Origin of the sequence: Coleofasciculus sp. C1-SOL-03 (assembly GCF_040220555.1) — a bacterium.
Lineage (GTDB): Bacteria > Cyanobacteriota > Cyanobacteriia > Cyanobacteriales > Coleofasciculaceae > Coleofasciculus.
In genome coordinates, this window is sequence record NZ_JAVJUO010000033.1 from 20143 (window position 1) to 38647 (window position 18505).

Sequence of the window (18505 nt, forward strand, 5' to 3'; positions counted from 1 at the left end):
GTCCAAGGCGCGATCGCTGTTGCTTCAAATAGTGAGTGATAAATCCTGAAAATTGAACATTCTTTTACGAGTCAAGCTGTCACTGTGGCTGATAAGTTATGGAACGTATATCGAGATCGACAATAACTGCTCCCCCTCGATTTTTCTCTACTTGACGCCATACATCGTAGCCCATAAGAATGGCTTTTTCCCAATCACCGAGCGAACATCGATCAACTTCTAGGTGAGAAGTCATATTTTTAATAGTTTTGAGCAGTTGGTAATCAAGTGCGGCAATTCCTTCCAAGTAATTATGATCCTTGGCATAGCTGAAAACAAGCGCTGATATACCCTCTTCAATTGCCTTAGCGCGACCACCGTCTTCAACCTCATCAACTTTAGGATTACTTTTACGTTTACATCCAAGTAGTTGACGAGTAACCGGAGACCAACCTAAAACCCCAACGTATGCGAGGTGGAAAACATCGTGAAAGCGGTAACCATCATTCGCGTAGGAGTTGTCGGTGAGGTTGTTTCCAATCTGTTTTTCGTTGACAAATGCTTGCATTTTCACTGAGTTATCATGGCTCAACTCAGTAATCTCTACTGCAAACTGCCTTGGTAAACATTCGTGTTTTGGAAAGTCCCTGTCGAATATATATCCTATAGCGTTAATATCTGCATGTTCTGAATCTCTCCATCCCCAACGGTCATGACACTTTTGAAGATTACTTTCTGCAATTTCTCCTAAATCAAGCTCAAATTTGCTGGCTACGTTGGCAACATACCAAAGCAAATCTCCTAATTCTTCTGCAATACCCTCTTTGAAGAGTTTGTGAGCGTCTCCATCACGGAGGTACTTCTTGTATTCAGTAAGCAGTGAACCTGCTTCACCGACCAAACCCAACAGGGGTACGATTATTCCATTTCCACTATTGGTAGGAATCCGATCGCTCTTCAATGCTTGTTCTTGATACCTGCGAAACTCCATTATTCACTCCTTGAAGTTTGATTCTGATTTAGCTTGGGTAGCCGCTTGGGTTATTCTGTATTCTTTAATCGCTTTATTAATTCCCCACTTAGGCGGATACCAGTAATCAATTGGTTCTCTACGAGCTGAATACTTTTGCTTTATACGAGTTCGACCTGATATTCCGGAAATTTCCGGATGCCTAATCCGTGAATATTTATCAACCTCGCAAAATAGATTTTGGCAATCAATTAACTGTAATTTTCGTCCAAAGAGGTACTTAAAATCAAGACCTAATCGCTCGAACTCAAATTCTTGAATGTCCGCCATGAACTTGATTATTTCTGGCTCATTTAGACCACCCAGATCTGCAAAACATTTCCGAATACCATCAAGCGCACCCGGACCAGGAACTACGAAACTCATTTCATCGAAATTCGTAATTTCGCTGTAATTGACATCTGTTATAAACTGATATGCTAGAAAGTCACCGATAGTAGGATATTCACGCAAGAGGTCAAATCCTCTGTGCATATTTGCTGCATCTGCAAGTTTCTTTGGCAATTCATCAACCATCATCCGCTCAATCAACTTGAGATGGTTACGGTGTTTTCTTGTATGACCAAGTATTTTTCCTCCTGAAGGCATGATGTAGGCGGCTGAATAGATTCTTTGACTGTTTTCTATGGCTTCGGTAAGAATTTTGTCATAGCGTTTAAAAGAATAGTCTGCGTAGATAATATTGCCAAGCTTATTTTCTAAAAGTTGCCATGTTTCAATCTTATTGAAAATCTTAAACAGAATGATTCTGAAAAATACTTCCTCTGGAGTTGGAGGGAGATCGTCGCGGTAGATAACATGACGGATTAGGTATTGGCTGGTGCGATCTGATGCTCGGTAGGCATTGGTAAATTTGAAGGTCGAAAGGATTGGATCGTTAGTCCAAGGCATTGGTTTCCCTACCAACTTTTTGAAAAAAATATTCTGCCTTTCTGCGGCGAAACGCCAGTAGGTATCAAAAACTACGGTGGGTTTTGCAGGCAGAATGTGGGAGTATTCAGCAATATCTATACTGTCATTTATTTTGGGTTTACCATAGTTACCTAAGTCAAGACTTAGTTGTTCATCAATAGGTTTGTTTTGGCGATCGCTTTTCAATTTTCCCCGCGTTGGTTGTTTGGCTGCCATACTATGTTCCGTCCGTTGCTGGTTAGTCTGTCTTTGAAGACAGTGCTTCTCGACAAGCCTCCTTGACTGGAGCGAGAGTATCTGAAGTCTTGGTAATGTTATCCAGTTTGGCTACACCAACAAAGCAATTCATTCGGTTAAACGTTAGCCCCATTTCCTTAGCCATAAAATTTCCCAATCTACATAATCCCAAGTAGTTACCATAGGCTTTATTGAATAGCTGCTGGGTAGCATAAAAAGCGTTCATCGTAAGCGTTTGCGTTTCTCCCTGTGGAACAAAGCTGACGTGTTGCAGACAGGGAAAAGGAAGCTGAGCGCTACGAACATGGTCTCTTCCCGGGTCAAAAATTGACGCCTGAAACATTGTCCTCCTAACTCCTGGACGTGCCTGGTACTCGGAAATAATGTATTCAAGTTGATTTCCATTACGGGGACCGGAGCCGAAAGCAATAAGTCTTTCAAAGTAAAGACCACGCCTGTTTTTATGAGGTTCTATGGCTTTTATCCTGGGAAGACTGTTGAGATATCTCTCAAATAATCCTTCTCGTTCGTATTTAGAACGTCTCCAGAGAGAATGAGGAAAGATGGTATTTGCAACAGTCTCGATTTTTTGCTCACCTTTAGCAGTCAGACAATTATCGAGAGACCGTCGAATATCTGTATCCTCATTTGGAATGCCATCATTAAAATCTGTGATGCTCACCACAAGAGGAGAAATTTCCTTACCTGGATTCTTAATAATGTGCAAAAATGCTTTTGCCCAAGCATGGGAAAGGTTGTGTTCATCAATCAAAAGAGGTGAACTGTTACTCATCTTCCACCTCCTCAAGATGTCGATATTGACTTAGACCAATAAACTGATAGCGCGAGACACGAACAAAGACAGCCCATCCGGTGTCACGGCAATAAACCCGCACAACGCCGGGACGGTTAGCCTTGAATAGGCGTCCTTTCGGGTGATTTTCTTCAAAGGTTATAGTATCATTTGCTGCTTCCGCACCAGTTGGAAGCAAAAGGAGACTTCCAACTTCGGCATCAATTGTGGGCATTGACCAGTGTTCGTCAGCGATAATCAACGGATCAGTAGATAGACGCCCAAGAACCTTCTCACGGATAGCCTTGGGCTTGGTTTTGAGAAGCGTACTAGCCCTTGAAGAAGAGAGCATTTTGAGAGAGTAAGCCATGTGAGTAATTAGGGTTTCGTACCCAACACCAAAACTACAGGCAACTGTAAAAACTTGTTCTGGGGTTGCTGAATCCGCATTCCATCCCCGCGAAACAAATGCTTTCCGCACGCCTAAAACTGGCATGAGCAAAAATCCAGCAAATGAGTTAGCTAAAAACTCCTCTGGTTGAAAAGCCGTAGAGCTTTTTGATTCTTCTATCAGTTCATCGATAGTTGAACCATGTCCAAAGACGTGATGACCGAGTTCGTGAGCGCAGGTAAAGATGCGTCTGGGGAGAGGGCGTAATGCAGAAAGCAAGATTATCGGCTCTGCTTCTCGGAGATAGACACCCTCCATACTGATGTCAATAAATCTGACCCTCACATTCAGCTTATCGCACAAGCCGTAAATACAGAGTGGGCTTTTGTTATCAAAACCTGCTTTCCTCCGCACATCGATTGCCTTCTGTTGGGCTTGTTGTGCCAACACCTTTCTCTGATTTCTCAAAGTCTGATTCCTCACAGTACTTCTCCCCCTCTACGCATCGAAGCAAGTATTGTTAAAAGTCGATCAAGGTCATCTGGCTTAAGCTTTCGGAGTTCTCTAGCGGCAAGCTGAATCTTGTCGTCATGGATATCAAGCTTGTCTGCACCCTCTCCAAGTAACCATGACACACTTACGTCATAAATTTCAGCCAGTTTTGTGATCTCATCAGCAGAAACCTTTCTATTTCCAGCTTCCGCTTCCGTAATTGAAGGGCGATGAAGACCAAGCATCTTAGCCACTTGAGCTTGAGAAAGTCCCGCCATCTTGCGAGCTTCACGCAAGCGGGCTGCAATAATTGACCTCTTCTGTTCTTGATGACTCATACCTAAGTCTCTCCTGTGTTGACAATCTTACAGACTACATCAACGGACTGATCAATGGTGAGCGACTGCTTGCCGTCCTGTGAAAGACCTATTTTGTCAATCTGGTTACTGGGAATCTCTACCTTGAGCTTGTCAGCTAGCATATTAATCGCCTCAACACCAAGGAGACTATCAAACCCTTCCAGGTCAGTCATGGGACAGGTTTTTCCTGAGATTGGTGTTTCTCCATAGCCACTATCTGTCTGAATCTCTGTGAGTACTTCTATAAATTGGTCTTTTACATCCTCTGGATTCATGATAAGGATTTGTCTATTACGCTTGGTAAGATAATCTTACCAAATTAAACATGAACTGCCTACCTCAGGCAAGCAAAAACATCGTAGTGGCGTGGCACACCTAAAAAGGCTCCCTAGAAACAGAGAGCCTTTCTGATTGTAGGACACGGCAATGCCGTGTCCCTACGAAATTGCTATCCCTAAAGCGCCTTAGCCTTAGCCACGATATTATCCACCGTGTAGCCAAACTTCTCTAAAGCAACGCCACCGGGAGCCGATGCGCCAAAGCGATCAATACTAATTGTGTCACCTTCAGCGCCAACATAGCGACACCAGCCAAAGCTAGACCCCGCTTCTACCGCTAGCCGCTTGGTTACGGCTTTCGGTAATACAGATTCGCGATAGCTTTCATCTTGTTCCTCAAACAGTTCCCAACTTGGCATAGAAACCACGCGAACTTTCTTGCCATCACCCCGGAGTTGTTCTGCTGCATCAACGCAGATGTGAACTTCCGAACCGGTGCCAATTAAGATGATGTCGGGTGTACCATCGCTATCTGATAGGATGTAAGCCCCTTGAGCGACAGCATCAATCGAACTTCCCTCTAGGTTGGGTAATCCTTGGCGAGACAGTGCTAACAGACTAGGTGTTGCTAAACCCTGGGCAGGTTTTGCCTTCTCAACCGCTACCTTGTAGGCACCAGAGGTTTCATTGCCATCCGCAGGACGAATCACGATTAAGTCGGGAATCGCTCGTAGGGTAGGAATATGCTCAATTGGTTGGTGCGTCGGACCATCTTCTCCTAATGCCACGGAGTCATGGGTCATTACCCAGATTACCCCAGCGTGGGATAGGGCAGAGAGGCGAATTGATGCCCGCATGTAGTCGGTGAAGACTAAGAACGTGGCACCATAGGGAATCAAGCCAGACTTATGCAGGGCAATTCCGTTACAAATTGCTCCCATACCATGTTCGCGAACCCCAAAGCGGAGGTTGCGATTTTCATAGGCACCTTTTTGGAAATCCTTGGAGGATTTGAGTAAGGTTTTGTTGGACGGGGCTAAGTCAGCTGAACCGCCAATGAGTTCTGGTAGTACCCCAGCCATGGCGTTGAGGATTGCACCCGATTGATTTCGAGTGGCATCTTTTTTATCCTGGGGAGTGTAGCTGGGTAGGGCTTTGTCCCAGTTCTCTGGCAACTTGCCGCTGATCATCCGTTCTAATACGGCAGCTTCTTCTGCGTATTCAGTTTTGTAACGGGTGAAGAGTTTATTCCACTCTTCTTCGTACTCAGCACCGCGATCAACTGCCTTGCGGAAATGCTTCAGGGCGTCTTCGGGTACCTCAAATTCAGAATACTTCCAACCCAGATGTTCACGAGTGGCTTTCACTTCGTCTGCACCTAACGCCGCACCATGGACACCGTGGGTATTGGCTTTATTGGGGGAACCGAAACCAATGGTGGTGGTGACTTTAATTAAGGAGGGCTTATCGGTAACCGCTTTCGCTGCTTCAATTGCTTTGTGAATCGCGTCTAAGTTGGTGTTACCATCGGGAACATGTTGGACATGCCACCCATAAGCCTCAAAGCGCTTGCCCACATCTTCGGTAAAGGCAAGGTCGGTGGAACCATCAATGGAGATATGGTTATCATCGTAGAGGGCAATCAGTTTACCCAATCCCAGGTGTCCAGCGACAGAACAGGCTTCTCCAGATACGCCTTCCATGTTGCAACCATCACCTAAAATGACATAGGTGTAGTGGTCGATAATTTGGCAATCGGGCTTATTGAATTGGGCGGCTAAATGTGCTTCTGCGATCGCTAACCCGACACCGTTGGCGATCCCTTGTCCTAAAGGTCCGGTGGTGACTTCTATCCCTTCAGTCATGAAGTTTTCTGGGTGACCGGGAGTCTTGGATTCCCACTGACGGAACTGCTTGAGATCATCAAGGGTGATGCCATCATAGCCGGTCAGATAGAGCAAGCCGTACTGTAACATACAGCCATGACCCGCTGACAAAACAAAGCGATCGCGGTTGAACCAGTTAGGATTTTTCGGGTTGTACCGCATCAGCCGATCCCACAGCACAAACGCCATCGGTGCTGCGCCCATTGGCAATCCGGGATGACCGGAATTGGCTTTCTCTACGGCGTCTATCGCCAGAAAGCGGATGGAATTAATACAAAGTTCTTCGAGAGATTGGGTTGCAACGACCATAGGTGTTATCTAATGACTCCAGGAAACTAGGGTTTAACGCAAAATTATTTCCGTAAAGCAAGGGTTTCTCTTTCCCCAAGGATACACTCATCATCCCATTAGGGGGATCGATGATCAAGACTCCTTGGTATAAGCTTGGCTAAAATTTGCCAATTGGGGGTTAGTCTGGTATAGCAGTCGCCAAGGCGATTAGGACACAGCAAAATGCGCCAAACCTTGACCAGTCAATCTTTTCCCTTGGAGCCTTCTGCCTTCTGCCCTCTGCCCTCTGCCTTTTGCTATAAATCGTGGGGAGAAGGGGGTTGCTCATCCCCGAATCACCACAATAGCGCGATCGCCTGGAGTAATTGCCGATGCTGTGGTGGTACGCTGGGCAATGGGCGGCAATCCCGGACGTTGGACGTTGGTCGAAAATCACCAGCCATCCCGTATCAAGTCCTAACCCCGCCAAATAGCGATCAATCTGCTCCAATCCCGCTTTAATCGGGTCTGGGCGTCCCTCCCGCCACACCTTCAACTCCATCGCCACCGTAACCTCCCCATAACGCAGACACAGATCCATCCGATCTGTACCAATCGCATACTCCCGCTCTAGGATACCACCCCCATTCACTTTCGACTTATCTCGACTTCGCTCGATACAAGTCGCTCAATGCGAACGATTAACCCCGTGCTTCGCTGCAACAACTGGACTTTTTTAGCAGTAAATTGCCCTAGTCGTTTCCAGTTAATATCGCTAACTGAAACCTGTTTTTTGGTGTCTCCAGAACACCAACCGATGTAGGTCTTTCCGGCTTTTTCGGCTATAACCTTGTCACCTTTTCTGAACCCATGGGGGGTAACTGTGCCGCCATACTTGCGCCGTTTACCTCCCTTGGACGGAACACACAAGTGCAACTGTCTACGGCTAATTGGTGGTCTGCGGACTATTGCAAAGGGTGCAGGTGTGATCTGAACATCGCCACACCATCCGCCATGTTTGGCATTGTCTGAGTGCCATTCTTGCCATCGGATGAACTCAAGCGCCGCCAAGGTTACACCATCAACAGCATGGGTTGCAGGTGTCTGTTGATCCTTGTTTTTCTTGTCCTTAGCTAACCCTAGCCACTGTCTAAGTTGGCTAGTTCCATTGCCATCCCTTTGCCATCCTTGGTGAGTTGTGACGGGGGCTAATTCAGATAGCCAATTAAGCATTTGTCGCTGACCCACCATGACTGGAGAAAACCCAACGCCAGACCGAGCTGATTTGCGCCCGCTGGTTCTGTCCACATCAGCCATGACTAACTCATAGTGAATGGCGCTAATGGGGAACAGCTTGAACAACTCTTTGACTACCCGTAACTCTAGCTGCTTGTTGGCTCGAATAGAGGGGGGTAATTTGCCTTGTCTACGGTGATTATTAAACCTCTTTTGACGATGGCAGCGTTCAGAATAGGGTAGTTTCCGGTTAATCCGTCTACCGCGTCTAGCTCGACGCATTATCCGTCGTAATTCCATCCGTTCCTTAACTGTTTTGAACGGTAAGACTAGATGCCCCATCCAAAGGGTGAATAAACCCGACTGAACCCCGATCCCGGAATAAAGTTTCCCAGGATCTATGCCTACGGCTATAGGTTGAGTGTTTTCTTGAGTGTCAAAGGTTAGCTGGATGGCAAAGCCATCTAAGTCGTTGTGTACCACTTTGGCTTTACCCTCCTTTAGCCAACGTCTAGCGCGACTAGGTTTGGTGGGCATTAAAGGCTTACCCGACTTTGATCAAACTGGTACTCGTAGCATGGTGATAAACCTCACGAGTGAGTGTATAGTCCCTTCCCACATCTAAACCAAGATGTCCTAACCAAATAGCGACTTGACAAAAAGTCTTAGAGTGATCCGGACTAGGGAAGTATCCGGAAGTCTGTACCAGGTTTAGACTCAATGCGGATATTCAACGCTTACGTTGCTAGATTTGTCTCTAGCAATCCCTAACAGAGAAGCGATAGCTAGGTTAGGGTTGTTGAACTTGCAGAGCATCAATTTCATCAATAAACACAACCAGGGGACGGGAGGATTGTTGTGTCCAAGCACTCAACGCCGCCCCAATCTGTCGCCCTGGCTCAGAGGGCGTCCAGTCTGGAGGATGGAGATCGGGGGGTAGCCAAAAGAAAAGGTGGCATCCTCTTTCCAGGCATCCAGGATGGCGCGTTCTGCTGTTCCCGGATCATGAGGAAAAGCCGCGCCCACTTCGGCGGATACCATGACCGCCGTATAGCGTCCACTGGCGGTAAGCTGCTGTGCCAGCGTTAGCATGGCAGTGGTTTTACCTGTTTGCCGGGGCGCATGGATGACAAAGTAGCCCTGCTGCTCAATTAGTCGGTCTAGCTGGGGTAGCCGATCTAAGGGGGAGAGCATGTAGTGAATGTCCGCTTTGCACGGACCTGCCGTGTTAAACCATTTGGGCATGGGCGGACTGGGGGCAATACGGCACGGGATGGGGGATGTAGAGACGTAGCATGCTACGTCTCTACAAAGGTTTGTATTTCTTGAAGACTAAGGTGACATTATGACCGCCAAAGCCAAAGGAATTGGATAGCGCCACATCGACGGTTTGCTGGCGGCTTTGATTGGGGACATAATCAAGATCACAGTCTGGATCAGGATTTTCTAAATTAATCGTCGGCGGAATTTGGTCATGGGCTACCGCTAAAACAGAGGCGACGGATTCGATTCCCCCAGAACCGCCTAACAGATGACCCGTCATCGATTTGGTGGAACTCACAGCAATTTTATAAGCATGATCGCCCAAAACCTTTTTAATCGCCGTTGTTTCTGTGGGATCATTAACGGGTGTACTCGTCCCGTGGGCATTAATATAGCTGACATCTTCAGGCTGCAATCCCCCATCCTTGAGTGCCAACTGCATTGCCCGGATTGCCCCTTCCCCACCGGGTACAGGTGAGGTCATATGATAGGCATCACAGGTCATGCCATACCCGACCATTTCGGCATAAATACGGGCATCCCGACTCAGGGCGTGTTCCAATTCCTCTAACAGGAGGATACCTGCCCCTTCACCCATAACAAAGCCATCGCGATCGCGATCAAAGGGACGACAGGCATGTTCGGGGTCATCATTGCGGGTGGATAAAGCTTTTGCCGAGGCAAATCCCGCTACGGATAACGGAGTGACGGCGGCTTCTGTTCCCCCACAAATCATCGCCTGGGCATACCCCCGTTGAATCAAGCGAAAGGCATCGCCTACCCCATGGGCGCCAGAGGCACAGGCGCTGACGGTACAAGTATTTGGTCCCTTTGCCCCCGTATGAATTGCCGTCAGTCCGGCTGCCATGTTGGCAATCATCATCGGAATCATAAACGGACTACAGCGATCGGGACCTCGATTCAAGTAGACCTCTTGTTGGTCTTCCATGACTTTAATCCCGCCAACCCCGGTGCCAATGACGACACCCACCTGTTCTGCGTTCAGTTCATTAATGACAAACTTCGCATCCGCGATCGCTTGTTTACTCGCCGCGACGCCAAATTGGGCAAAGCGATCCATCCGTTTGGCTTCTTTGCGATCCATATAATCATGGGGATTAAACCCCGTGACTTCGCCCGCTATCCGACAAGCATGACGGGACGGGTCAAACCGGGTAATCGTACTAATCCCATTACGCCCACGTAAAAGTCCGTCCCAATACTCCGCCAAAGTATTGCCGATGGGAGTGATCGCGCCTAAACCTGTAATAACAACGCGCTTGAGTTCAATGTTTGTCATGATGCCAATAAACCAGGAAAACTGCCCGAGAACGCAGAACTTTGTCGAGAAGACAACCGCTGCTTACGCCGCCGCTTCTGTTTTTGAGCTGATATAGTCCACAGCCGCTTGGACTGTGGCAATCTGTTCGGCGGCTTCGTCTGGAATCTCGATATCGAACTCTTCCTCTAAAGCCATGACCAATTCCACCACGTCCAGGGAGTCGGCATTGAGATCATTGGCAAAGTTAGCTTGAGGGGTTACGTCACCGGGTTCAACTTCCAGTTGTTCCGCCACGATTTTTTTGACTCTATCGAAAATTTCTTGGTTCATTTACTTGTATACCTCAACCGACTTGCTAGAACGTTATCAAGTTATGTTACTTGGTTCCTTTGCATTTTCTCATCTTATCCGAAAGGGGGATCATCAAACCCATCGGTAGTCGCTTCACCAACTGGCATCCAGTTGGGCTATTCATCATATCATGTTCATGGTACTTGCGAAGAGAGAAGCAAGCTACGTAGGTACTCCTTCGCCTTTAAGCAGGCTACGTGGCAATCAACCATGAACATCAACACTCTGATTCTATTTGCTGCATTTACTGTCATTCCCTTACAGACCATTGGGTTCGTTTTGGGGAAGCTGGCGATCGCTGCCCTAGGAGCTTGTCTCCTCTATGTCATCTTATTTTATGGGCTGCGCTCCATTTTTCGGAAGTTTGAACACGATATTGCCCTGGTTACCCTGAATGTCTCCGCCTATCCCATCCTGAGCATTTTCATTCTGGTCAGTTTAAAGGTTTCCTTTGCGGATCTTGATTCTGGGGATACCATCGGCTGGTTTGATCGCCTGTTGACTGCTGGCATTATTGTCGCAGTCAGTTATTGGTTGATCCAGTTATTTATTCAAGTTTTTGTCTACTACCTCAAAGATTACGCCCGACAAACGGAAGCAATGTGGGACAACGTGCTACTGCCTCTCCTTGAAGGGGTTGTCCCTTTTGTGATTTTTCTTTTGGGTAGTGCGTTTGTTCTCCAATCCTTTGGTGTTGATTTAACGGGGATTTGGGTCACATTGGGTGGGGCGACGTTCATTATCGGGTTTGCGGTTAAAGATATTTTAGCGAACTTCTTTAGTGGAATTGTTCTCTTGATTGATACGCCATTTCAATTTGGTGACATTCTGGAGTTAGAAAATGGCTCTATTGGTATGCTGCGAAAGATTGGCGTGCGCGTGACTCAACTTTATATATTTGATGACCGCAGTGAAGTCTATATTCCCAATAGCGTTTTACAAGGTCAATTGATTACCAATTTAAGTCGCCCGATCCCCCATCACTTCTACGCATTGCCGATAGAAATACCACCTGAATGTGATTTAGAGGAAAGTCAGCAGCTCATGTGGCAAATTGTTTTTGCTCATCCGGATACCTTAGGAGATATTGACAAAAAGTTAACCCATATAGATAATTTCTTTGTTGTCGATAATTTAGGAACTAATTTTGCTTATAAAAAAGAAGTGGGTCGTCAGCGTCTACTTCTGGAAAATGATGTAAACCTCAAACTCGAAGATATTGAGCAAGGGTTAGAAGCCCTGATGGTAACGATTCAATTTGCCGAAAAAGGTGGACTAAATATTGAAGAAATTGAAACGATCCAACAAGAATATGAAGATGTTCTTCAACAAGTGGGTTTAGAAGTTGTGCAAAGACGGCAGAATAAACGGATAATTTTTGAGTTGGAAGAAAATGAATCGCAAGACACCTTAATTGGTTTGGTGCGGGAATGGTATCGCATGTGGTTAAGAGATCCAGATTTACGCGATGAAGACCAATATATTTTACCTGATGAATGGGAACGAAAAATTGAACTGTTAAAACGACGGTTTCAACGAGTTTTTCAGAAAATTAGCAATCCCCATCGGGAAGAAACACGGCTCGATGATTATGTCCTGGATTTAGTGAAATGGTTGCAGGAGCGCTTTAAACAAGCCAGAAGTCAACGGCAGGAACCAAACATTAGGATGAAGGGAACATCCCAATATGAGGGATTTACCTTAATTAAATTCACCATTGAATTCTATTTAGATAATGCCAAGCTAGAAGACTTTAGACGGGGTAGTCGCGTCAGTAGTGAAATTTATCAAGAAGTGATGCGACATGTTAAAGAGAGTTACCCCCCAGTTAAACCCTAAACAAAAGTGCAACAAGGCAGAAGGTTTATATACAAATACGACAGATAATACTGTCTATTTCATCGGTTGTCATCAACCATCTGCCCCTCAATTACAAAAATATAGAGATGGGAAATGGGTAACAGTATACTCTCCTATAGAAAATCTGTGTTTAAGTCCACCTTGGGAAATTGCACCGGGAGAAACATACCGAGATACTTATCAGGTTTATGGTTATTTGCCTGGATATAATGCCGCACCCACCTTTGACGCCCCCATCCCGGGTCGGTATCGATTAGTTCGGGACATTTATCAAGAATTATCTGATCCGATAAATGAAGCCAAATTATTACCGTTGTCGGAACGTATATCGAATGAATTTAAAATTATTAATGATGTTGAGTAAGTCGGTGAACATAATAAAGTTAACTGTTGAGATTAGGGAATAGCCTTTGATATTATCTTCGCTTAAACACGAGGAGAGGGCGACCCGATCAAATTGAGTGGACTACCGTTGTTAATTGATGCAAGCGGGTCGCCCCTACAGGGTGTTAATTGATGAAAACGGGTCGCCCCTACAGGGTGTTAATTTATGTCAGCACGTCGCCCCTCACAAGTGTTAGTTTATGTCAGCGGGTTCTACAACTTAATCTTTGGCTATAGGTGTACCATTGGCGGCGACAACCTCGTCTCTGGGATTTTTCAACAATCCCGTTAATAGAGAGGCGGGATGCTGTTTATGGGGCCAAGCAAAAGCGTAGCGAAAGGCAGCATCTTGACAAGCTTGTAATTGCTCAAAATCAATAATATCTTGAGTTAATAGGTTTTCGTACTCAAAGGGTAAGCGCACATTATTTAATCCGGCGTTGTCGGTACAAATGGCAATGTCAACCCCCGCCTCGAAACAGGAATCAAAGACGACTTTCAGTTGATGAATATCCTCCAGGGTTCCGGTTTTTAAGTAGGTTGTGGGACAGATTTCTAAACATTGCTGGCGCTGGGCGACATCGTTTAACAACGCTGGATACTTCAAGGGAATATGAATCCCATGACCAATCCGCATTAAATAGGGTAATAGTTCCGGATAACAACCGTCGCTGGTTTCGTAGAGATGACCCGTTGTATTCAGACCGAGCGATCGCGCATACTGATAGAGTCCCACAAATTCGGCTAACCGTTCACCATAATGGGCATCTCCTCCTGCCAAATCCACCCCACACACATAGTCTTTGGCTTGGGCGGCGAGGTCAACAATTGCCTTATTCACCGCATAAGGAAGCCGCGCATGCATACAGAGAATTTGACTCGTCACCATGGGATAATCCTGGACTTGACTGGCTTGTCCAACAATCTCCACAATCTGCGCCATCTGATCAATCCGTTCCGATTGACTTAATTGTTCTGGCGTGCGTAAATAAGGCGTATACCGCAGTTCTAAATAGGCTAAATTCTCAAAGATATACGCGCCGCGAATTAAGCGATAAATAAAATAGGGTAAAGTTTGCGCCGTTTGCACATGTTCGACTAAGGTGTGCAGTTCCAAATACTCATCTAATGTATTGCGCGATCGCGTGTAAAATTCCTCAAAGTCGTCATAGTCAGAAAATCGCTGGGTCAACGGATCAGTTTGGCGTTGAAAATATCGCCAGAGAATTCGAGGTACAACTGAACCCCCCAGATGACGGTGTAACTCTGCGTATAATGGCATATAATCTCCTGGTAGAAGTAGTCGGACAAAATTAAAGTTAATGGTGGGGATCGTCATACTCGCTTCCCAAAAAGAAGCAAGCTAGGTCATTCGTCAATCCCCGTCATCCAGACTGTACGATGAAACCGTTTTTCCTGCAAAACTCAAACACTGCGACTCAGGAAAAAGCCACCGAATTATTGGCACAAGAAGCCCAACCCTGAACAACTCTGGGACATCATCCCCAAATTCCTCAATTATTAAGTTTAGATCGGCTGCGATCGCACGGCTCAAGGTCTAACTCACAACTTGAGCGTAGACTTCCTGTACTCGCTCAAGTTCCAGCTGATGCAAGTAATCCACTGTCCAGTCAGCTTGACGCTGAAGCATGTGGAAGGGATAGGTATTAGCAACGCCGACGACTTGCATCCCGGCTCGTTTGGCGGCTTCAATTCCCGTCGGTGTATCTTCTATGGCAAGACAATCTGAGGATTTGGCATTAAGTTCTGGAAACTGCTGATTGAGGCGTTCTACGGCTAACAGATAGCCATCCGGTTCGGGTTTACTGACCTTAATGTCATCGCCTGCTACAATAACCGGAAAATAGGGCAAGAGTTGAGTCCGATCCAAGACTAACTCAACTTCTGATCGCAATGCCCCACTCACCACCCCCATAGGTAATTTAGCCACGCGGATTTTGTAAATTAAATCTTCAACTCCCGGATAGATGGGTAATTTAGACAGAGTTTCCAGTTGACGGCGATAGGCGTCGGCTTTTTGGGAGATCAAACGGCTTAAGTCGTCATCACTTACCACCCGACCTCGTTTTTCTAATAATACTTTTAAGCAAGCGCGATCGCTACGCCCCAAACAATCCTCCCAGTAATCCGCCGCCGAGGGACGCAGATTTTCGCCCAGCAGAATGTCTTCGATGAGTTGCTGATGAATCGACTCATCGTTGATAATTACACCGTTGAAATCAAACAGAACTGCCTTTAAACTCATATTAAATTGGTTATTATGCTGGAGCTGGAATACCTTGGGAGAAGTCGTCGATGGTACGGCGTTGAGTCCGTTGGTACACTTGTCCTTCTACGGGGAGAGGTTTCATTCCCTGGGTCACTTGATTCAGCCACCACACGTCTTGAGTCTGCACCGCTTCAAATCCGGCTGAACCCATCCAAGCGTCTACGCTATCGGTGGCGTAAGCTTGAATATAGGGTTCTTCAAACACCTCCGTTAACCAGTTTACTTGACGCAAGGTTCGCTGATTGCCATCCAGAATCAGAATTTGTCCACCTCCTTGGAGAAGTCGGAAGCTTTCCCGCAAGATTGCTTTTGCTACGGTTGAGGGGGTTTCGTGGAATAATAAGCAGGCGGTTACCAGGTCAAAAGACGCCTCTGGTAAGCCCGTCTGTTCCGCTTTGCCATGACGCCATTGAATCTCGACTCCGGCGGCTTTAGCTTTGCGTTCTGCCATGACTAACATATAAGGTGATAAATCCAAACCGATTACCTCAGCTTCAGGAAACGCCTGCTTTAACAGGAGAGTAGTTGAACCCGTACCGCAGCCTAAATCCAGAATCCGTCGCGGTGTTCCCTGGATGCGATCAATTAACTCTTGGCGTACCCAGGTTTCGTTGGGAGGTAAAGCGTATTGAGTGATCGGATCATACGTCGTTGCCGCACTACCATTCAAGTAACCCCCTTCAATCCCATGGAAGTTCTGACGCTTGTAGTAATCGGGGTAAACCAACTCAGGTGTCGAGAGGCGATCGCTTTCTCGTTGCCAGTCAATGCTTTCATAAAGCTGGCGCAGTTTCTCTTGATCGATGAATACGCCAACAATGGGTTGTAAGAATCGCTGCCAAAGCGTGTCTTGGTGGCTTACCATAAGTTTAACCTCAAATACTACTTGCTTAACTTATTGTAATAGTCTTGCCCTGTTCCGGCAGCCTATCCTGAGTCGGGTCTGTGTGGGAATTGTCAAGACAAAGCTTGTGACTTCAATCACGTTATTCAGTTGATCGATTTCATTAAATTTATATTACGCGGCTCACCCCCAGGGCGGATTAAAATCAAAAATAGGGATGATTTAACTCTCTGTAAAGAGTAGGAAACTTCGGTAAAGTTATAAGTGGGAATCAAGAAAGTATTTCTCTCTCAACTTTCCGGTTCTCCATCGATTTAATTAATCCCTTGAAATCAGGACGCCAGCCGATAATGATTACTTTTTCCCTCGAACCTAACTCTGTGTCTGCATCTAAGCCCTGGAAGCTGCAAATTTGGCTCTCGCCTAAATCTCAGGCGATCTACTACCTACATGACCCCCAACAAGCACAGTCAATTCTTGAATTTATTCTTGCCAAGAATAATTCCCAAAATTCTCAACTCAAACAACAAGGGGAGTTATCCTTTGCTGGCTTAATTCCCCGTTCATTAGCATCTCATGAGCCTGTACAAGCTAGCGCTTGTGTTTGTTAAACTCGTTTGAGTCCATCCCAGTAACCCGTCAACCGTCAACCATCAATCGTCAATCCTAACCAAAATCATTGTTCTTTTCGATAAAGTCCTAACTGAATAGCTTGCATCTGCCGAAAATTGGATGGTAAAGATTCATGGCTACCAACAGCCAATACTCCTCCAGGAATCAATCGCTTGACTATAGGTGATAACACCTTTTGTTGTAAGTTGGCATCGAAATAAGTCAAAACCAGATTCCGGCACAGTATCAAATGAAATGATTCAGAAGGCATACTGGTACGAATATCCTGTTGTTTAAACTCAATTCCTTCACGAAACTCAGGACGAATACAGTAAAATTCATCAGATTTAGTGAAGCTTTTTGCCAACCAATCAGACGGAATGTCTTTTAAACTTCCCCATTGATAACAACCTGTTCTCGCTCTCTCCAACAGATAGGCATTCGCGTCAGTTGCAATAATTCGCCGTGAACGGTGAAAACGTTGAGAGAATTCAGCTAAATGCCAGAGAATAGAAAGGGTATACGCTTCTTCTCCAGAGGCACAGCCAGCACTCCAGCAGACTAATTCTGTTTCACCTCGTTCTTGGGAAAGCTGGATAAGTTGGGGTAATAGTTCTTGTTGCAAATGCGCGAAAATGTGTTGATCGCGATAAAATCGGGAAATTGTAATTCGACAGTAGCGATCTAATATTGTCCATTCTTCAGGATGAGTTTTCAGATAAGATTGATAGGCGTCAATATCAGATAGTTCGAGTTCAATGAGACGCCGTTGGATACGTTTACAGGCTTGCTTTCGCACCTTACGGAACCCCGCCCAACGTAGGTTTAATTGAGGTAAAGCCCACTGTAAGAAGCGAACACATTCAGTATCTTTCATCGTCTCAACCCAATCCACCTTCTACCTTTTAGGCGTGAGCGCTTGTATATTATTAAGTACATTTGAGTTCCCTCCCCTTGGCAAGGAGAGGGTGAGGGAGGGGTCATACTCAATCCGGTTCAGATACTTAACTTCCGCTAAACAGGGTGCGTAATCGTCCCGGAAGAGGATGATTACCCGAATCTTGATGGCGAAGCAGCTTTAATAACGGTTCTGGCACAGTGGCGCTAAGCTTAATTTGCAACTGGGGACCTGAAAGGGCGAGTCGAACCAGAGTTTCATTTTGAATTTCTAGTTCCGTAATCGGTTGACCATCCTTATACGTCCCATTGTTACCAAAGTTAATCAATTTCCATCGGTTTCCCATACGCCGCAATTCCAGATGGTAACGTGAGACAACCGAACTTCGTAGCACAATATGGTTATCCGCACAGCGCCCAATTTTAATAATCGGTTGATCGGTAAAATGCCATTGTTGAAGTGGCACACTATGGGACGGCGAGCGCAGTGATACCGTGACGACATTTGGAGCGAGATTTACTCCTGACAAAGATTTATGAATCAATTGATGCACCCCTAAAAATCAAAACTTGATAGTTCGTTTAATCATGACATGCCCAAGACGGATCGCACAGTGCGATTCAATTCTAGGACATGGCTGGCGGGGAAAGGTGACGAGAAATCCAGAATATCCCGTGATTTTCCCTGATCTCCCGCTAATTCGGGAGTTTTGCCTATAGAGTCCGCGATCGCAGTAGCCGGATCACGGTTGGTTAAATATGCCTAACTCACAATTGAGTTAAGATGCTCAGGATCACTAAATTGATAACTGATAACTTCATTTTACCGAATTTGACCGAGTTTTTCACACCGTATTAT

General features: G+C 45.9%; 17 protein-coding genes and 3 pseudogenes. 3 read left to right on the plus strand and 17 right to left on the minus strand.

Translation table 11 applies throughout. From position 1 onward, the window contains the following. Positions 1-79 precede the first annotated feature (79 nt). From RIE73_RS05270 to acpP, 12 genes and pseudogenes are all read right to left on the minus strand, one after another. The gene (locus tag RIE73_RS05270; RefSeq protein WP_446400195.1) at positions 80-970 is read right to left on the minus strand and encodes a MazG nucleotide pyrophosphohydrolase domain-containing protein; all 891 of its coding nucleotides are present in this window, start codon (positions 968-970) and stop codon (positions 80-82) included. A 3-nt stretch (positions 971-973) separates the two neighbouring features. Continuing rightward, entirely contained in the window at positions 974-2137 is a 1164-nt protein-coding gene (locus RIE73_RS05275; protein WP_446400196.1) for a nucleotide kinase domain-containing protein, read from the minus strand. Between the two features lie 22 nt (positions 2138-2159). After that, positions 2160-2951: a thymidylate synthase gene (locus RIE73_RS05280; protein ID WP_446400197.1), complete on the minus strand. Its 792-nt coding sequence runs from the start codon at positions 2949-2951 to the stop codon at positions 2160-2162. Next, complete coding sequence (locus RIE73_RS05285; protein WP_446400198.1) at positions 2944-3825, minus strand: ImmA/IrrE family metallo-endopeptidase; 882 nt, start codon at positions 3823-3825, stop codon at positions 2944-2946. The genes RIE73_RS05280 and RIE73_RS05285 overlap by 8 nt, the downstream gene beginning before the upstream one ends. Next, on the minus strand, positions 3822-4172 hold the full coding sequence (locus RIE73_RS05290; protein WP_446352138.1) for a helix-turn-helix domain-containing protein: 351 nt from the start codon (positions 4170-4172) through the stop codon (positions 3822-3824). The genes RIE73_RS05285 and RIE73_RS05290 overlap by 4 nt, the downstream gene beginning before the upstream one ends. Positions 4173-4174: 2 nt before the next feature. Further along, on the minus strand, positions 4175-4468 hold the full coding sequence (locus RIE73_RS05295) for an acyl carrier protein (protein ID WP_446400199.1): 294 nt from the start codon (positions 4466-4468) through the stop codon (positions 4175-4177). Positions 4469-4647: 179 nt separating this feature from the next. Further along, positions 4648-6666: a transketolase gene (tkt, locus tag RIE73_RS05300; RefSeq protein WP_446400200.1), complete on the minus strand. Its 2019-nt coding sequence runs from the start codon at positions 6664-6666 to the stop codon at positions 4648-4650. A gap of 306 nt (positions 6667-6972) precedes the next feature. Then, positions 6973-7279, minus strand: a pseudogene (locus RIE73_RS05305) (hypothetical protein); the annotation flags it as partial. After that, positions 7276-8442, minus strand: a pseudogene (locus RIE73_RS05310) (RRXRR domain-containing protein). The pseudogenes RIE73_RS05305 and RIE73_RS05310, both read right to left, overlap by 4 nt. Positions 8443-8668: 226 nt before the next feature. Next, positions 8669-9108: pseudogene (locus tag RIE73_RS05315) on the minus strand (AAA family ATPase); the annotation flags it as partial. A 61-nt stretch (positions 9109-9169) separates the two neighbouring features. Further along, positions 9170-10426: a beta-ketoacyl-ACP synthase II gene (gene fabF, locus RIE73_RS05320; RefSeq protein ID WP_446400201.1), complete on the minus strand. Its 1257-nt coding sequence runs from the start codon at positions 10424-10426 to the stop codon at positions 9170-9172. Positions 10427-10489: 63 nt separating this feature from the next. Next, positions 10490-10738 (minus strand): acyl carrier protein, encoded by a 249-nt coding sequence (acpP, locus tag RIE73_RS05325; RefSeq protein ID WP_006101784.1) that lies wholly within the window; start codon positions 10736-10738, stop codon positions 10490-10492. Positions 10739-10969: 231 nt separating this feature from the next. Here acpP and RIE73_RS05330 point away from each other — a divergent pair, with 231 nt between their 5' ends. Both RIE73_RS05330 and RIE73_RS05335 read left to right on the plus strand, forming a co-directional pair. Next, positions 10970-12598 (plus strand): mechanosensitive ion channel family protein, encoded by a 1629-nt coding sequence (locus RIE73_RS05330; RefSeq protein ID WP_446400202.1) that lies wholly within the window; start codon positions 10970-10972, stop codon positions 12596-12598. Next, complete coding sequence (locus RIE73_RS05335) at positions 12564-12983, plus strand: hypothetical protein (RefSeq protein WP_446400203.1); 420 nt, start codon at positions 12564-12566, stop codon at positions 12981-12983. The genes RIE73_RS05330 and RIE73_RS05335 overlap by 35 nt, the downstream gene beginning before the upstream one ends. Positions 12984-13223: 240 nt before the next feature. Here the strand turns inward: RIE73_RS05335 and RIE73_RS05340 are convergent, their stop codons facing one another. From RIE73_RS05340 to RIE73_RS05350, 3 genes are all read right to left on the minus strand, one after another. Then, complete coding sequence (locus RIE73_RS05340) at positions 13224-14285, minus strand: adenosine deaminase (protein WP_446400224.1); 1062 nt, start codon at positions 14283-14285, stop codon at positions 13224-13226. A gap of 276 nt (positions 14286-14561) precedes the next feature. Then, a complete protein-coding gene (locus RIE73_RS05345; RefSeq protein WP_446400204.1) occupies positions 14562-15269 on the minus strand; it encodes an HAD family hydrolase in 708 nt (235 codons plus the stop codon). A gap of 13 nt (positions 15270-15282) precedes the next feature. Then, the gene (locus tag RIE73_RS05350) at positions 15283-16158 is read right to left on the minus strand and encodes a class I SAM-dependent methyltransferase (protein WP_446400205.1); all 876 of its coding nucleotides are present in this window, start codon (positions 16156-16158) and stop codon (positions 15283-15285) included. Between the two features lie 359 nt (positions 16159-16517). Between RIE73_RS05350 and RIE73_RS05355 the strand changes: the two genes are divergently transcribed. Then, positions 16518-16748: a hypothetical protein gene (locus RIE73_RS05355; RefSeq protein WP_446400206.1), complete on the plus strand. Its 231-nt coding sequence runs from the start codon at positions 16518-16520 to the stop codon at positions 16746-16748. 65 nt (positions 16749-16813) lie between these two features. On the opposite strand, the gene RIE73_RS05360 is transcribed toward RIE73_RS05355, so the two are convergent. Beyond that, on the minus strand, positions 16814-17626 hold the full coding sequence (locus RIE73_RS05360; protein ID WP_446400207.1) for a CheR family methyltransferase: 813 nt from the start codon (positions 17624-17626) through the stop codon (positions 16814-16816). 127 nt (positions 17627-17753) lie between these two features. Beyond that, positions 17754-18191 (minus strand): FHA domain-containing protein, encoded by a 438-nt coding sequence (locus RIE73_RS05365; protein ID WP_446400208.1) that lies wholly within the window; start codon positions 18189-18191, stop codon positions 17754-17756. Positions 18192-18505 lie beyond the last annotated feature (314 nt).